15 protein-coding genes are annotated in these 16,844 nt (G+C 37.1%); 7 read left to right on the top strand and 8 right to left on the bottom strand.

Features of this window, described 5'->3' with window-relative positions; genetic code table 11:
* Positions 1-3: 3 nt before the first annotated feature.
* The 3 genes from QM481_RS00695 to tamL all read right to left on the bottom strand — a co-directional run bounded on the left by QM481_RS00695 (position 4) and on the right by tamL (position 5,112).
* Positions 4-1,443 carry an AcvB/VirJ family lysyl-phosphatidylglycerol hydrolase gene (locus tag QM481_RS00695; RefSeq protein ID WP_283380252.1) on the bottom strand — a complete coding sequence of 480 codons (1,440 nt, stop codon included), beginning with the start codon at positions 1,441-1,443 and terminating at the stop codon, positions 4-6.
* A 478-nt stretch (positions 1,444-1,921) separates the two neighbouring features.
* Complete coding sequence (locus QM481_RS00690; protein WP_283380251.1) at positions 1,922-2,410, bottom strand: PH domain-containing protein; 489 nt, start codon at positions 2,408-2,410, stop codon at positions 1,922-1,924.
* Between the two features lie 224 nt (positions 2,411-2,634).
* On the bottom strand, positions 2,635-5,112 hold the full coding sequence (gene tamL, locus QM481_RS00685; protein WP_283380250.1) for a translocation and assembly module lipoprotein TamL: 2,478 nt from the start codon (positions 5,110-5,112) through the stop codon (positions 2,635-2,637).
* Positions 5,113-5,172: 60 nt separating this feature from the next.
* Between tamL and QM481_RS00680 the strand changes: the two genes are divergently transcribed.
* On the top strand, positions 5,173-5,910 hold the full coding sequence (locus tag QM481_RS00680; RefSeq protein ID WP_283380249.1) for a TrmH family RNA methyltransferase: 738 nt from the start codon (positions 5,173-5,175) through the stop codon (positions 5,908-5,910).
* A 57-nt stretch (positions 5,911-5,967) separates the two neighbouring features.
* Here QM481_RS00680 and QM481_RS00675 read toward each other — a convergent pair whose 3' ends face one another.
* Positions 5,968-6,843: an aldo/keto reductase gene (locus QM481_RS00675; RefSeq protein WP_166549412.1), complete on the bottom strand. Its 876-nt coding sequence runs from the start codon at positions 6,841-6,843 to the stop codon at positions 5,968-5,970.
* A gap of 328 nt (positions 6,844-7,171) precedes the next feature.
* Positions 7,172-8,212, bottom strand: coding sequence for a DNA/RNA non-specific endonuclease (locus QM481_RS00670; protein ID WP_166549411.1), 1,041 nt, complete (start codon positions 8,210-8,212; stop codon positions 7,172-7,174).
* A 240-nt stretch (positions 8,213-8,452) separates the two neighbouring features.
* Between QM481_RS00670 and QM481_RS00665 the strand changes: the two genes are divergently transcribed.
* Positions 8,453-9,679, top strand: coding sequence for a BaiN/RdsA family NAD(P)/FAD-dependent oxidoreductase (locus QM481_RS00665; protein WP_283380248.1), 1,227 nt, complete (start codon positions 8,453-8,455; stop codon positions 9,677-9,679).
* A 235-nt stretch (positions 9,680-9,914) separates the two neighbouring features.
* Here the strand turns inward: QM481_RS00665 and QM481_RS00660 are convergent, their stop codons facing one another.
* The 3 genes from QM481_RS00660 to QM481_RS00650 all read right to left on the bottom strand — a co-directional run bounded on the left by QM481_RS00660 (position 9,915) and on the right by QM481_RS00650 (position 12,226).
* Positions 9,915-11,186: a hypothetical protein gene (locus tag QM481_RS00660; protein ID WP_283380247.1), complete on the bottom strand. Its 1,272-nt coding sequence runs from the start codon at positions 11,184-11,186 to the stop codon at positions 9,915-9,917.
* A 117-nt stretch (positions 11,187-11,303) separates the two neighbouring features.
* Positions 11,304-11,681 carry a hypothetical protein gene (locus QM481_RS00655; protein ID WP_283380246.1) on the bottom strand — a complete coding sequence of 126 codons (378 nt, stop codon included), beginning with the start codon at positions 11,679-11,681 and terminating at the stop codon, positions 11,304-11,306.
* Positions 11,682-11,896: 215 nt separating this feature from the next.
* On the bottom strand, positions 11,897-12,226 hold the full coding sequence (locus tag QM481_RS00650) for a tetratricopeptide repeat protein (protein WP_283371230.1): 330 nt from the start codon (positions 12,224-12,226) through the stop codon (positions 11,897-11,899).
* 182 nt (positions 12,227-12,408) lie between these two features.
* Here QM481_RS00650 and QM481_RS00645 point away from each other — a divergent pair, with 182 nt between their 5' ends.
* From QM481_RS00645 to QM481_RS00625, 5 genes are all read left to right on the top strand, one after another.
* Entirely contained in the window at positions 12,409-13,143 is a 735-nt protein-coding gene (locus tag QM481_RS00645) for an electron transfer flavoprotein subunit beta/FixA family protein (protein WP_095164051.1), read from the top strand.
* A gap of 155 nt (positions 13,144-13,298) precedes the next feature.
* On the top strand, positions 13,299-14,264 hold the full coding sequence (locus tag QM481_RS00640) for an electron transfer flavoprotein subunit alpha/FixB family protein (protein WP_283380245.1): 966 nt from the start codon (positions 13,299-13,301) through the stop codon (positions 14,262-14,264).
* A gap of 530 nt (positions 14,265-14,794) precedes the next feature.
* A complete protein-coding gene (locus QM481_RS00635; RefSeq protein WP_166549405.1) occupies positions 14,795-15,385 on the top strand; it encodes a bifunctional nuclease family protein in 591 nt (196 codons plus the stop codon).
* Between the two features lie 169 nt (positions 15,386-15,554).
* On the top strand, positions 15,555-16,439 hold the full coding sequence (locus QM481_RS00630) for a cell division protein FtsX (RefSeq protein ID WP_283380244.1): 885 nt from the start codon (positions 15,555-15,557) through the stop codon (positions 16,437-16,439).
* An 80-nt stretch (positions 16,440-16,519) separates the two neighbouring features.
* Positions 16,520-16,723 (top strand): DUF3098 domain-containing protein, encoded by a 204-nt coding sequence (locus QM481_RS00625; RefSeq protein ID WP_095164055.1) that lies wholly within the window; start codon positions 16,520-16,522, stop codon positions 16,721-16,723.
* Positions 16,724-16,844 lie beyond the last annotated feature (121 nt).

Genomic DNA, 16,844 nt, shown 5'->3' with positions numbered 1-16,844 from the left:
CTCCTAATTTTCCAAAACTTTATTCACAATATTTGTATAAGCATTGTCAAAATGATGTCCACCTGGGAGAATTTCGACTTTTGCTCCTGTTTTTCTAAATGAGTTGGTGATGTCAGTATCTTCATCACTTCCAAATAGACAAAGTCGTTTTAAAGAGTGGGATAATTCCATTTCTTTTAGTACATCATAAGGGTCGTTATTGCCTCCTAAACTGAGCATATCGGCTACATGGATTTCAAAATCTCCTTTAGTATCTGGCGAAAGAAGGGTGATGCCAGACAGTTTTTCTCGGAGAGATTCGGGTAGTTTGTTGGCAATAAAAGGTGCTACACAAGCTCCGAAAGAGTACCCCATAATATGGAATGATTTGATTTCTTTATATTGCAAATAATATTGCGCTATCTCCGCAATTTTTGTAGCTGTTTCTTCAGGCGTACGAGCATTCCAAAAATATTTCTGAGAATCTAACCCTACTACTGAAACGCCTTTATCTGCAAAAGCATTGGCAATACCTTGGTCAAAGCTCGTCCAGCCACCATCTCCCGAAATAAAGAAAAGAAGTTCTTTATTAGTCGCAATTTTGGGTTCGACAACATCGATAGGAAGGTCTGTTTTAAGGCTTGCAGGAAGTACTTTAGCAGGATTGAGAGATAATTTGGTGTAAGCTTGTTTGAACTGAGGCAACCAGTTACCAGTGTACGAAAAACCATGTCCAACTTTGGGCAACGTAATAAGTTCTACATTTTTGATACCTTTCAAAAATGAAGCAGTAGCATCGTAAGGACAAGTTTGGTCTTTTACACCGTTTAAAACAATAAAGGGAGCAGGAAGTTTTTCGACACGGTCAAAGTAATACGATTTGCCTTCTTTGAGCACATGATACAAAAGACCATTGCCTTTGCAAAACGGTTTTTTGAGGTCTATATCTGGGCAAAATCCAAGTGAAATTCCGCCTTTGAAAGTACCAGCAGGTGCCTGAGCGATAAGTCCATAAATGAATACTGCGCCATAAGAGTATCCTACAAGAATGGGTTTTTGATAAGTGGCAAAATGATATTTGCGTTGTAGCATCATACTTAATTGCTCAAAATCAGCAGCAGGATAAGAACACGCACCCTTGTCTTTTGCCATTGAAGCAGCAAAAGATTTGGCGTCAATTCCTGCGACTAAGGCACCTTGATAGGCCAAATAACGAGCCATACTTAATACCCCAGACTGCCAGCCTCCGTCACCCGAAACGAAGAGCACCAAAGAGTTGGGTGTACCATTGGGATGATACATGGTTAGTTTTCCAAATTTTCCATAGCGTAAACTGTCAACGCTAATGGGTTTTGGATCGGAGAATGAATAAGTTTTTACTTGAATGAAAAGAGAACAAGCGGTAAAGAATAGCACTTTTTTCAAAAGCGAAATTCTTTTGAGAGTTGAAGCAATCATAGTCATGACTAAATTTAGTTTTAGCGATTTTTGACCCAGTTTAAAGAAATATGTATGCTCGTTTAGGAGCTTAAATATTCAGTAAATTATTGCTTCATAAGGTGATTGTTGGAGTGGGAATATATAACGCTTTGATAGATTATAGACAGAAATGTTTAATGGAGTAGGCGTTTTTTTCTAAAGAAGCTACTTGAATTTTATTATTTTGATAGAAAAGGCGCTTAGGTCGAAGCTGAATTTTGTAATAGGAACAGTTCTCAACCCATGATTTTGCTTAGCGAGTGAATGTATAAACCCGCTAACTATCAATATTAATAACTAGGACTGTGCGAAGGAATGTGATACAATTTCGGATATCGGATGTTGGATTTCGGAATTGTAACCTTCAGGATTTTGTACAAACAAAGATGTTTTTCTTTATTTCCGAAATCAGAAATCCGAAATCTGCAATAGTTGGAAGTCAGAACTCACAATTCTACAATAACTAAAGTGTTAAATCTGAGACAAAGCCAATGGGATCGTCGGGAGTAAGGACGATTTTTTTGTTTCCCTCAAGGTGAATCATTACAAACTTTTCGCGTTGAGTCGCATACCACAACATTGAACCTTGGTTTTTGCTAGCGAAATAGCCAAAATATCCGAATAGCCCTCCAACACCAAATGTACGAATAGCAAATCCCATCTGCTCGTTGCTTAGCATTTCAACTTTTTCGATTTTTCGTCTTTCATAATTGGCATTATAAAAAAGTCGATTGATGACAAGCATATCTTCTGTAATTTGATAGGCTCGTGGACTGTAGCCTAAACTAATCACATAAGTAGATATTAACAACACAATCACTAGAACCGTAACCCAATAACTTTCGTTTTTTAGCACAGGGAATAGGAAAAATGCCATAAATACAAATAACACCGTGATTCCGATCGAGGTGAATTTTGCGAGCTTGTCTAATGAGGCTTTGTAGATCATCATGGCAATTATAATTTTGAGGTCAAGAATATATTTTTGCCTATAGACTTTATCTTGGTTTTGATGCCAAACTTTGAGTCTGGATAATGCCTAATAGTAGATTTAAGGTAAAGAAAAATCTTGTTTTAATCAACTGTCATTAGTTAATATTTATCAGCAAAAAGCGACGTAGAATTCATCGATTTTCTGAAAAATACACTTCTATATAATTTACACAATTGCCATTGTTAGAAAGGATACCCAATACCAAAATTAAGTGTCAAAGGATTTGAATAGGGTTGTTCGGGATAGAGCGGACTTTTGAGGTTATCTCTCAAAAATACCCAGTTGTCACCTTTAAAGGCAGGGTCGAGGACGCGTACAGCCCAGTCGAATCGAATCACGAAAAATGACAAGTCATAGCGCAAACCAAAACCAATATCCATTGCGATTTCTTTGTAAAAACGATTCAACTGAAAGTCTGAGCCTGTCAAACCCGCCGTGTTTTGATTCGGGAATCTCCAAACATTACCAGCATCGGCAAAAAGCGCTCCGTTCAAATCTCCATAAAAACGAATAATCTTGAAACGTAATTCGGCACTAGTTTCCAAAATAATACTCCCAGGGTTATCAAACGAACCCGTAAATGAACCTGGTCCTAAGCCCCTCGGACGCCATGCTCGCAAGCTGTTGGGACCACCGATAAAGAAGTTTTTTTCATAAGGTAAATCCTTGTCAGCCCCATACGCAAAGGCTGCTCCCGTATTGATTCGATATGCCAAAAGCGTTTTATCACTACGCCCAATAGGAATATATTTTCGGTAATCGGCACTGGCTTTGATGAAGCGATAAAATTGTAAAGAATCTTGTAAAAGATTTGTCAAGAAACCAAACTTGTTCCCTTTGATTAGGTTCAAGGTAGTACCGCCAGATTCAAAAAACAACTTTAAATATTTTCCTTGTTTGAGTTGTCCATACGGGTTATCGGTATAAGTGTATGTGGCACTCATACTGGAGATAAATGATTGTTGGAAACTTCGTTTGAGGTTATTCCCGAGACGTAACAAACTATCTAAAAAGTTACGAAAAGCAGGTGCTTGATTGCTGGTATTGACAAGGTTGACATCAAAAAGGGATACTTGCCAATATTTGTTGGGCGAAGGACGCCAATTGAAAGTACTGGCAACCTTAAAGCCAAAACGGTTATACTCTTGGCGACCTATAAACTCGCCACCCACACTAATACGCGTTTGTGGAGAGTAGTTCTCGAAACGTTGGGCAAGACCCTCAGGTAATAATATTTTCGGAATAATAAACGAGGTATTTAATCCTAACTCAAGATTTCGGTTTACCGAGTCGGGTCTTAAAAAGCCTGCTTGAGCCTCAAATCCAAATCGAAAGGTAGTTTCGAAAGAGTTGACGCTGTTATTGATATTTCTAGCTTTGAAAGAAGTATTCAAAAACGGTCCGGGTACCAAGTTGTTAAGACTTCCACCTGCAAACACACTTCCACCTGTTTCGACCGAAAATTCGTATTTGTCTAAAGGTTTGGCATAAATTGAAGCGTTTATGACGCCTTTGGTGGTATCCAGATTGATACGAGTAAACTGGAACTGCTCCAAACCATAGAGTTTCTTTTGGGTTTGGTTGATTTTTTCTTGGCTAAATACTTGATGCTTTCTTAAATCAATTTTGGTATCTAATACACTTGGTGAAAACTTTTTATTCACAAAAATGTATTGAATATTAGGACTATACACCGTATCGACCGTAGTACGATAAGCATTGGCATAGGTACCATCGGCAATAAATTGAATATTCCCAATATTATATGCCGTTGAGTAATTGTTGCTACGAGGAGTACGATCAGGACTTGGAATGTAGGTGATTACCTGTAGTTTTCCAGTTTTAGCAGTATCTAAAGCATTTATTTTTAGGCTTAAAAAGTCTTTGGAAAAAGCATAGTAACCATTATTCTTCAATAGACTTTCAATACGGTCTTTTTCTGCGTTGTAATTTTCAAGGGTGAGTCGTTCGCCTGATTTAAGAAAACTTTGCTTTTTGTTTTTTTCTAATAATTGCAAAATTTTATAATCTTTCACCACCAGCGAATCGTTGCTCCCAATAGGGTAACTCACACCTTCATTGATAACGTAGGTAACCGCTACACTTCCTTTTTTGATAAACAAAGAGTCGACTTTATAAGAAACTTGGGTTAAGAAAAAGCCATGATTTTTGTAGTAAGTTTTGATTTTCTCAACGTTTTTCTCAGACTCATCCTTGTAAAAATAAGAAGGAGGTTCACCAAATGTACGCATGGCCCAGTTGCCCTCAGCAATGGCTCGGGTAAGTTTTTGAGCCTTTTTTTCCTTCTTTTGAAGAAGTTTGTTGTATTCGTTCGAATTAATATCAAGCCCTTTTATTTGTTCCTCAAAATCCTCATTTAACTTTGTAAGTTCATATTCCCATTGAAGTTTCTTTTTAGGAAAATCTTTAGAAAAAAGCTGATAAAAATACAAACCAGGGGTAATGGGTGTTCGCAGAATTTTTTTGTTGGGTTTTTGGGGCAATAGCGGTTCTAAATTCTCAGTAGTGATTTTTCGGTTGCCACGAAAGTTTTGAGAATACAGCAAAGGGTCAGAAAATATGTTTGAAGTAGTACAGCCCGAAAGCCAACTACCCATACCAATCAATGTGAGATATATGCAAAAATGTCTCAAAGTCATACTTAATATATGTAACAAGGGTGCTGATATACAGCGACTAACCTTTTAAAATATTGCTTTATGTTGTCAAAAAATCAGATTAAATACATTAATTCTCTTCAGCAAAAAAAGTTTCGTCAAGAATACCAATCTTTTGTGGTGGAAGGTGCCAAAAGCGTGGTTGAACTACTTTCATCTGATTTTGAGCTGGAGTCGTTGTATGTCACTGAGGATTTTTACAAAGAAACTAAACCTCTATTAGACAAACAACCTTTGAGAGCCGAAATTGTAGGACAGGCAGAATTAGAAAAGGCTGGTACATTTAGTTCGAACAACGCGGCGCTTGCGGTTGCCAAGATAAAATCTAATCAAGAGTTACTGTTGAATGAGACTGAATATGCTTTGGTTTTGGATGAAATTCGTGACCCCGGCAATTTGGGAACTATTATTCGTATCGCAGACTGGTATGGTATTCAAAAGATTATTTGTTCGGAGGGCACTGTAGATTTGTATAATCCCAAGGTTATATCTTCAACGATGGGTTCTTTTACGAGAGTTTCTTTGTTTTATACCGATTTAGTGAAGTATTTAAAAGGTCAACAAAAGTCGATATATGGGGCATTTTTGGACTCAGAAAATGTACACACGCTCAATTTTGCGCCGAGTGGGTATATCATCATAGGTAATGAAGCGAATGGGATTTCTGAAGCAGTAGAGGAGGTCGTTACGCATAAAATTACAATTCCAAGATTCGGTGGTGCAGAGTCACTAAACGCTGGTATTGCGACTGCCGTAATATGCGATAATTTAAGAAGATAGTTCTTTAGAATTTTTGCTGTTGTTGGAGCTCTTTCCAACAACAGCAAAAAAATCAATCTATTTCATCAAGGCTACGTTGTAAATCTCGTACCAGTCTTCGTGGTTCAATTTGATTTCGGTAGCGCTCACAGCATTGCGAATACGTTGTTCAGACAAAGATCCAATAATTGGTAAAGTACCTAGTTGAATCAACCATGCTACCGCAGTTTGCTCGATGTTAGCACCATATTTTTGACCAACCTCAGCTAATTTTTCTTTCAAAATTGCCGATTTGAAATCTGTGCCATCAAGGATTTTTCCACCTGCCAATGGCGCCCAAGCCAATGGTTTGCTAAAGCGTTGTTTGATAAAGTCTAAACGACCATCCTCAATAGCAGAGGTGTTGGCTAAGTTTAGTTCAATATGATTGGTAACGATGGGTTTGCGCAAATATGATTCTAACAATTGGTGTTGGAATACCGAAAAATTACTTACACCAATATGTTTGATTTTGCCAATGTTTACCAACTCACGAAGCGTTTGTGCCGTTTCTTCAGGATTGCTAATCATATCTAATTGATTCAACAAAAAGATATCTAAGTAATCTGTGCCAAGGCGCTTCAAAGAGTTATCTACACTTTCTAAAATGTATTTTTCAGAATTGTCAAAATACGTATATCCTTTGTTTGATTTACGAACGCCACACTTACTGAATAAAACAATATCTTCTCTTTTGACCCCTTTACTTTTGATTAATTTACCAAAATACTCTTCAATAGAAGAATTACCATAAATGTCTGCGTGGTCAAAAGTATTTACTCCTAATTCGAGGCAAAGATTTACGATTTTTTCCATCTGGTTAATGGTCTGTTCGCCATTGTTAGTCCATCTCCAAAATCCATAAACCGCTTCTGAAACTTTAGGACCCGAATCACTCAAATAAACTTTGTTCATAAAACAGGGGGTTAAAACACTTAAGTACTTGTTGGTTTTTCAACCGTTTGTTGGTTAGTATAAAATTAAATTGAACCAGAAATGCTAGAAATCATATTCAGCAGTTTTCTTCAATTTGCTTTTTTGACAAAGATTCAAAAAATCTCTTTAACCCAAAAATATAGCGTCGATAATTTATTGAAATGATAAAATATGATTCGTATTTTATGATATATGATGATACATGTTTGTGACGAAATTCGTGTTGACATAGCTTTAAACGCAATGCATTGCATATTTACAACTGAAATAATCACAAAATCTACCAATCACCATTCACTCAATTTGTTTAGAACCAGTCATCCACGTTCACCCCAGATTCTATTTGTTTTTGTAGAGATTCTGGAAATTTAGCAAAAAAATCAATTCCTGTTTTCTTCTCAATACTATCGATACTCACGGCAAAAGAGCGAACCGTTTCATAGGAAGCTTGATTTGGCATCAAGAAAGCAATAGCCTGTTTGTCTCTTGGGTCGTATACAATTTTGTAATAATATTCGGGTACCGCTATTTGATTGCGTTTTCCGATAAATTCTAATCCTTGGCGTAAAATAGGTCCTGTTACAACAATCAAATCCCCTCTATCTTGTGCCCATTTTCTGACTCTACTTTCCAAATCACTCCAAATACCTCTGTTAAAATCGGGAGCTTGTGGACTCATATTGGACATGTAAAAGGTCTCATTTTGCAATTCGTGATCATATTTAAAATCACCAGCAGGGCAAAGGTGACCTCTGTCATAACCCGATCTAGAGTAATCCTGAGTAACTGCCGAACCCGTAGATACTTCAGGGTCAGCCATAAATTCATTCGAGCGGGGTTCATTCCCCTTTGCTGCTTCTGACTTTAATAAATGCAGCACCCAAGATGCTTGTTCATAGTCCTCCTGATAGCTCAACATATAGCCTGTATGACGTACAATCTCGTTGTCTTTCGAAGAGTAAGGCTTGTATTTGTCAAGATCTTTGAAAACTACATTTGAAGAGCTATTATCCTTGAAGACTTCATCTTTAATATTGGGTAAAGTCTTGGTGCCTTCCTCCACGGCATCTTTCAGAATATCTACGATAGAGTTATCTTTCTTGGAGGAGCTTTTAGTGTCACTGGCTTCATTGTCAGAAGCTTCGGTGTCATTTTCTTTTGTGTCGCTAGCTACATTGTCTTCGCGTCCTTCACGAGTCCAAGGCTCTTTTTTCTTTTCATTTTTACCGTTAAAAATGTTAGAAACATCGTGTTTAAATTGCTGAAAAGGATGAGGTTGACCCCAATAATATAAAACGATTCCGAGTACAGCTAGAAAAAATAAAAACTTAATTTTACTGGTTTTCATAATACAATTTTACTGGGTTTTCTAGACCCATTCTGGTATGAATATCTTCGATTGAGGCGGTATGTCCCAAAGCGGTTTTTTGAAAGTAATTTCAGATTAGGCTTTTGGGATTAAGCTAAAAGACTACAATTTTACTAATTTCGTACTAATAAACGTAAGAGTCTGGGGCTTTTTGACTAAAAAAACGAGAAATAAGCTCGAACAGTATCAGAATTAAAAAGTCGTAGATAAAAAAATCAAATGAGTCGAAAAAAAATAGTCGTAATAGGAGGAGGAGCTGCTGGCTTTTTTGGTGCTATCAGAGCTGCCGAGCAAAATCCTGCTGCAGAAGTTTTGTTATTGGAAAAAAATAGGACGGTTCTCAACAAAGTGCGAATCTCGGGTGGAGGGCGTTGTAATGTGACACACGCTTGTTTTGATGATAAAAAATTGTCAAAGTTCTATCCAAGAGGAGGAAGTTTTCTGAAACCACTTTTCAAAACCTTTAATCCTCAAAGTACTATTGATTGGTTTCAACAAAAAGGAGTAGCGTTAAAGATTGAATCGGATGGACGTATGTTTCCAACCACAGATAGTTCTGAAACCATCGCCTTATGCTTGGAAAATGAGGCTATTAGAAAAGGCGTTCAAGTAAAAACTTCGACAGGTGTATCCAAAATCCACCCGAAAGAAGAGACTGGATTTGTCCTTGATCTATTAGATGGAACAAGTCTTGAAGTAGAAGCCGTGTTGGTCACTACAGGAGGAAACCCGAATGTTGAGGGTTATCGTTGGCTGGCAGATTTGGGCTTGAATATTCTTTCCCCATTACCGTCTTTATTTACTTTTAATACTCCAGAGGGAGTTTTTAAAGATCTCTCAGGCGTGAGTGTGCCCAATGCTAACGTCAAAATTGCAGGGAAAAAACTCAAACAGGATGGCCCTTTATTAGTAACGCACTGGGGTTTTTCGGGTCCAGCTATCTTAAAGTTATCGGCTTGGGGCGCCAAAGAATTGGCTGAGGTGGAGTATAAATTCTCTACATTAATCAATTGGTGTGGCGAAACAACTGAAAATGAGGTACGTGAGCAATGGATTTCTCAAAAAAAGCTTCATCCTAAAAAAGTGATTCAGTCAAACCAATTATTGGGTGTACCGTCTCGTTTATGGAAACGTTTATGTGAATTAGCCGAAATAGATGAACAACTGCGCTGGATTGATGTTTCAAACAAACAACTCAATAAACTTACCGAAAACTTGATCAATTGTAATCAGACAGTTGCTGGAAAAACTACCTTTAAAGAAGAGTTTGTTACTTGTGGAGGCGTAGATTTGAACGAAATCAACCCCAATACGATGGAGTCTAAAAAAATTAAAGGATTGTTTTTTGCAGGAGAAGTACTGGATATTGATGCTGTAACAGGCGGATTTAATTTTCAAGCCGCTTGGACAACTAGTTATGTGGCTGGATCGAATATAAGTATTTAAGAGAATCAAGATTTCTTGTATTTTGTTAAACAGAAAATAGGAGTCATCTCGAATTTAGTGATTATGTGAAAATTTGTATTCTGTCAGTAGAGACGCAATGATTGTGTCTTAAGCTAAGTCATATTTAGCATAGTAGCATTAAAAAAGCGGTCGAAAAACAATTTTCGACCGCTTTTTTGATTTTTAACATAATCACTCAATCCCAACTCACTAAATTGAGAATGATTTTTATCTATTAACGATGTCTACCACCGCCGCCGCCAAAACTTCTACCGCCCCCTGAAAAACCTCCTGAGCGGAATCCTCCTCCATAGTTTCCTCCATAACTTGGACGATTACCTCCGTTGAAACTATTACCTCTAGAAGCAGTAAAATGGTTATTCATTGTACCACTAAAGGTATTTCCTCGATAATAATTAGGTCTGCTAGCCACTACGTTACGGTAATAATTTCCGTAATGACGATACAAATTTGGGTAATTCATATAATAACCGCCATTAAAGAACCAGTTTGAGAATCCGTAGGCAGGAAACATGCCTAACCCCCAGCCTCCAAAACCATAACTCATCCCAAAACTGCCCCAATATGCTCCAGGATACCACAAAGCTGAGCCATACCAATATGGATAACCAAACCAATATGAGTATGGATTTGCATACCCGTAACCATATCCATTACCATAAGCGATTTGACCATTGGGTAGGATATATCCATTGCTTTTGGCGAAATCCTTAGCTGCTTGGTTCAACTCTTGTTTGGCTTGTGGATTTTTATCCAATTCACGTTTGTAGGCAGCCAATTGCGCTTGATTTTGAACGACCAAACTATCATGTTGTGCAGCCAACTCAGTTTTTAAACCGCTTTGATCTGAAATATACTTTTTACCTAATTGTTGCGTAATGTCCAAATTGTCATTCAAGAATAACATTACATCTGGATATTTTGCCAATGTAGTAAAAGCAGTTTGCGCTGTGGCGTCAAGTGGCTGAATGGTTTTTTTGAACCCATCCTCCGCTTGTTGATACAATTGATCTACTTTGTCTAAATCATCTTCGTGATGACGATAAAGTTTCCATGCCGCAGTTGCCAAATTTTCATCTTTGTTGGGTAACATCGCTTCAATCTCATCACGACTTTTACCGCTTGGAGTGGTAGCCAAGGTGTGTAACAAATCTGGATAACGTGTTAGCTCGTAAAACCAGCCTTGTTTTTTCTGATTAAAGTCTTTAATAACGTTTTGAAATGAGTTTTGAGCCTGACTACGCAAATTTTGAATCGTTGCCAACGCCACAGGATATTGACTGGTGGTCAATATAGACTCACGTACATCTGCATCGTATGAAGCAATACTTTGTTGCATCCCTTTAAGGGTTTCTATCTGATTAGCTTGTCCAAAGATTTGACTTTGGAACAATGTCATGATAAGAGCTGTAAAAGCAACAACTGTTTGACGGAAGCTAATTCCTCCCAATGCTTCCATTCCTCCGAAAAGCTTGTTAGTTTTCATGGCTTTAAATACTATAATGATTAGAAAACGAATAGATAATACTGTGGAAACCGAAAAGTCAGTATCCAAATGACTGTTGCAACCGAAAATGAGTTTACAACGTATTAAAACAAGCAATTAGAAAAGTAAATATTTCCATTCATGGAAAAGCACGTAGAGATGATTGATGTGATAAGGAAAAGTGGTGCCAGTAGATTTCCATATTACCAAATTTTCAGGTAATACAAAGGCATCAAAAAAAGCACTAAAATCTGGAAGAAAACCAACAACTGATACAAAGTCTGAAGTATGTTCTGGTTCTGTTTCGTTGTCATCTGCCAAAACAAATGATGGAGTTGTGTTTTTTACTACTCCATATACACCAGAAATACTTGAAGTTGCAATAAACGCTTTTCTTCCTGAGTTGACGAATGAAGTAGATTTCATTCCCCAAGCCAAGCATCCATAACCTAAGATTAGGATGAAGAAAAGCAATATGTGTTTTTTGCAGTTCATGACTTTCGTTGTGATTTTACTAGTAAACGCTCCGCGTAGGAGTTTGTTATATTTCTTAGAACGTTTGAAAATGGAAAGGTTTAATTGGATTTCGGATTTGGGATATTGGATTTCAGATTTTTTTAATTTGAATTAGATAAACTTTGATTATTCAAGAAAATAAATTGATCATTTTACGAAAAATCCAAAATCTAATATCCCAAACCCGAAACGGTTTACCATTCTTCTCTCTCATCCAAAAACATTTGATAGGCTCCTTTTAGTTCTTTCAAAGCCTTTTCATTTTGGAGATTTGCTGTAATCTCAATTCCTTTTTGGTAGGTCTGTTCAGCCAAATCAAATTCTTCTAAAGTAGTATAAAGCGCCGCAGCATGATAATAGGTTGCCCAATAATTAGGGTGATTTGTTATCAATTCTTCAAATAGTTGTCTTGCTGCCTGTAGGTCAAATTTTAATAGCTCTGTTGCCAATGCATACGCATTAAACGGGTCATTTGGCTCTTCTTCATAAAATTTACGCAATTGTTCAAGGCGAAATTGGTTCATCTTGCTCTAAATAAAAGGGTTTGTAAAAAACTTTGAAAAAATTATTATGCTTGCATACTATTTTTAAAACTTTTCGTTAATATTGCATCAGGATATTGTTCGAAAAGTTAAAAATATCCTCGGTATAGTGAAATATTCAAGCTGTACGATTAATCTACTGTAAACATAATATTTTAATTGTTATGAAAATCTTAGTATGTATTACCAATGTCCCTGATACCACCGCTAAAATCTCTTTTACCGATGGTGATACCAAGTTTAACAAAACGGGCGTACAATATATTTGCGGACCTTACGACGATTATGCCTTGTCTCGTGCAGTCGAACTCAAAGAACAGCATGGTGGCACCGTAACAGTTTTGAACGTGGGTGAGGCTGAGTCTGAACAAGTAATCCGTAAATGTTTGGCAATTGGTGCCGACGATGCTATTCGTGTGAACACCGAACCGACAGATTCGTATTTTGTTGCAGAACAAATTGCACATATTGCTTCTCAAGAAAATTACGATTTGATTTTGATGGGTCGTGAATCTATCGATTTCAACAGTGGTGTGGTACATGGTTTAGTAGGAGAGATGTTGGGAATTCCGTCGCTTTCGCCAGTCATGAAATTAGAAATTGATGGAGGTGTTGCTAAAATGACTCGTGAAATTGAAGGAGGAAAAGAAGATATTGAAGCTTCATTGCCATTGGTATTAGGTTGCCAAGAACCAATTGCTGAGTGGAAAATCCCAAATATGCGAGGCATTATGTCGGCTAGAACAAAACCTCTAAAAGTTGTAGAGCCAGTTGGGGTAGGGTTGACTATTACAGAGAAATATGCGCTTCCTGCACCAAAAGGAGCTGTAAAAATGATTCCTGCTGAAGAGGCAGAAAAATTGATTGATTTGTTGAAAAACGAAGCTAAGGTTTTGTAAGATTCTCAATCAAATATTTATTCCAAGCATTTAACCGTGTTAATTAAAAAGTGTTTAAAATCAGATAGTTATTTAGAGAAGCATGAAGTACCTAATAACAGATATACGATTAACAGATAACAGTTTTTATTGATTAGCACACAAACGATATTATTATGAGCGTTTTAGTTTTTGCCGAATTAGATAACGGCTCAATCAAAAAATCTTCATTAGAAGCAATATATTATGGCTCAGAAGTTGCCAAAGCAAAAGGTAGTTCAGTAACAGTTCTTGCCATTGGCGAGTCTAGCAATGAAGCTTTGGCCATCGCTGGCAATTACGGAGCAACCAAAGTATTGTGGGCGTCTGATGCTCGTTTGAATGTTGCCTCGATTCAGGCTTATTCAAGTGTATTAGCGGAGGCTGTAAATGCGACTTCAGCAGAGTTTGTCATTTTATCGAAATCTTCATTGGGAGATGCCGTATCGGCACGAGTATCTGCCAAGTTGAAAGCTTCTATTGTGTCAAACGTGGTGGATTTACCAGATTTTTCTAGTGGTGTCACGGTGAAAAGAAGTATTTACACAGGGAAAGCCTTTGCGACTGTAGCGTTGACTGCTGACAAGAAAGTGATTGCGATAAAGAAAAATGCGGTAAATGTGGTTGAGGGCGATGGTAGTGCATCGGTTGAAAATTTTGCACCAGCCTTGAACGATGCTGATTTTGCCGTAAAGGTGACAGGTACACATAAAGCATCTGGACAAGTATCGTTACCAGAGGCAGACTTGGTGGTATCGGCAGGTCGTGGATTGAAAGGGCCAGAAAATTGGGGAATTGTGGAAGACCTTGCCAATGCGTTAGGAGCGGCTACGGCTTGTTCTAAACCTGTTTCTGATTTGGATTGGAGACCTCACCACGAGCACGTAGGTCAAACAGGTATTAAAGTTTCTCCTAATTTATATATCGCTTGCGGTATTTCAGGAGCCATTCAACATTTGGCGGGTGTCAACTCTTCTAAGGTGATTGTGGTAATTAATAAAGATCCAGAAGCGCCATTCTTCAAAGCTGCTGATTATGGTATTGTTGGTGATGTATTTGATGTATTGCCTCGTTTGACAAAAGCCATTCAAGCAGCGAAGTAAAGGTTAATCCTGACTTATTCAGAGATTTTATAACAAGACATATTGATAAACCGAAATTTCTTGCTGTTGCAAATTAGACCTATTCTCGCAAAGAGGTAGGTCTTTTTTATGAATAGTCAGTTGGTATTGCACAACGGTTTTAAACAATTTTTGATTTGGGATTTCTGATTTCGGAATTATTGCAAATACCTTCATTTTTTACAAAATAGGGTTTTATAAAGTAGATTATACTTCCGCAATCCAACATCCAATATCCGAAATGGATGATTCTTAAAATCCTTTGTACAGCCTTAATAATCAGTATGAAATACAATTAGGGATACGTATATTTCTAAAACAACAAATAATCCTACTTTTAATTTAGCAAAACAAACAGGACGAAAACTTTTTTAAAATTAATCAGGTTTATATCTTTGTTATCAGCATAAATCCTACTGGTTATGCCAAATTGGCATAGTGAGACTGTTTGGCAAGGTTGTAGACAATGTTGGTAGGAATTCAACCGTTTATTCATTATAAGCTCTTACAAAGTGGAGAAAATAAGACTAGAAATATTGGGATTGTCGCCAAGCTCATCACAAACAGGTTCTTTTGCACTTGTTTTGGGAGAGGAGCACGGACCTCGTCGTTTACCTATTATTATCGGAACTTTTGAGGCTCAGGCAATAGCCATTGAAATTGAAAAAATCGAACCTAACCGCCCAATGACACATGATTTGTTTAAGACATTTGCAAAATCATTTGGCTACACAGTTAACGAAATAACCATTACAGATATAAGAGAAGGCGTATTTTTTGCCAAAATCCAATGTTCGGATGGCTTACGAGATGTTGCTATAGATGCTCGTCCTTCCGATGCCATAGCGATTGGTCTACGCTTTAATGTGCCAATTTATACAACCGAGCACGTTTTGTCTGAAGCAGGTATTTCTGTAAATGAGACTTCTCAGCACGACGACGATGAGGAGGCAATTGAAACGCCAAGTCCTAAAAAATCATTTGGTGAAATGCTCAGAGATAATCCAGTAGAAGTACTCAACAAAATGCTTGAGGAAGCTATCGAAAGTGAGGATTATGAAAGAGCAGCCAAAATTAGAGACGAAATCGAACGTAGAAATTAATTCAACTGATAGCAAAAGCCGTTTGAGTTTATCAGACGGCTTTTTTGTTAAAAAGCGTTAAATGTATATTATTGCAATGAAAAACAAGTAATTTTGTTTGTATAACAATCGAACCTACGAATTACTTGCGCAGCATTGAAGATTACGCTCCAAATCGCACTGTAAAATCATGCCAAAAGTTAAAAAACTAGGAAATACCCCTAACCTGATGGTAGTTGTGAGTTTAACAATTGCCTTGTTCTTAATTGGTCTTTGTGGACTCTTGACGCTCAACGCTCGCAAATTGGCAGAGGTCGTTCGTCAAAATGTAGAAGTGCAGGCTTATCTTGACAATGATTTGTCCAATGCCAAACTGGATTCGATTTACAAGCAAATTGCAAAATATCCATTTGTTCTTTTTAAGGATAATTCTGCTCAGATTAACTTTATTTCAAAAGATGCTGCCGCAAAGCAGTTTATTGAAGACTCAGGGGAGGATTTTCATAAGTTATTAGGCAAAAACAACAACCCTTTACTGAATTCTTATTCAATTAAAATCAAAGAAGAATATTTCAGCGAAAGTAGATTGAAAGAAATCAAAAAGTCGCTAGAACGTATCCAAGGAATCAAAGAAGTGGGTTATGTAGAAAACTTTGTAGACGAAGTCAACAAAAATATCTCTAAGATATATCTCATTTTATCAGGTTTTGTTTTGTTGTTGCTGGTTATCATCATTATGCTGGTCAATAATACCATCAAACTCGCACTATATTCACAGCGCTTTCTGATTCGCAGTATGCAGTTGGTAGGGGCTACAGATTCTTTTATCCGTAAGCCATTTGTGTCAAAAGGTGCTTTACAAGGTCTGATCAGTGGTTTTATTGCAAGTACTTTGTTGATTGTTACCCAACAATTAGCTGTTAATAAAGTAGATGGCCTGGTGATTTTACAAGAAATAGATAAGATGGTTTTGTTAATCCTTATCATCTTGATGATTGGCGTATTAGTTGGAGTAACAAGTACTTTTCGCTCGGTCGATAAATATCTCAAATTGTCTTTGGATGATCTTTATTAAAATTAAGATTGTAAAGGCTTAAACTATTAAAGTGAACTTCGAAGCCATAATGGCTTTTATATCAATAAAATTCGAAAACTATGTCAAATTCATCAAAATTACCATTCGGAAAAGCCAACTATACATTGATGTTGTTGGGTATTGTTGTTGTTCTTGCAGGATTCTTTATCATGAGTTTGGATAAAGAGGAGTTTGGCTTTGGTTTCTTAGGCTTGACCCTCGGACCATTGGTAGTATTGGCAGGGTTTACCATTGAATTTTTTGCTATTTTGAAGAAATCTTAGAGGAAAAATAATTTCCTACTATTAAATCATATTAATATTTACCGTTAAAAAACAAAAAGAGGAAATCTGGATATGAAAACAGGTTCTTCTTTTTGTTTTTTGTATTTTTGAGCCATTAATA

Origin of the sequence: Flectobacillus rivi (genome assembly GCF_030056655.1) — a bacterium.
Lineage (GTDB): Bacteria > Bacteroidota > Bacteroidia > Cytophagales > Spirosomataceae > Flectobacillus > Flectobacillus rivi.
Note: the sequence above shows the minus strand (reverse complement) of the source record. Positions and strands in the feature narration are given on the sequence as shown.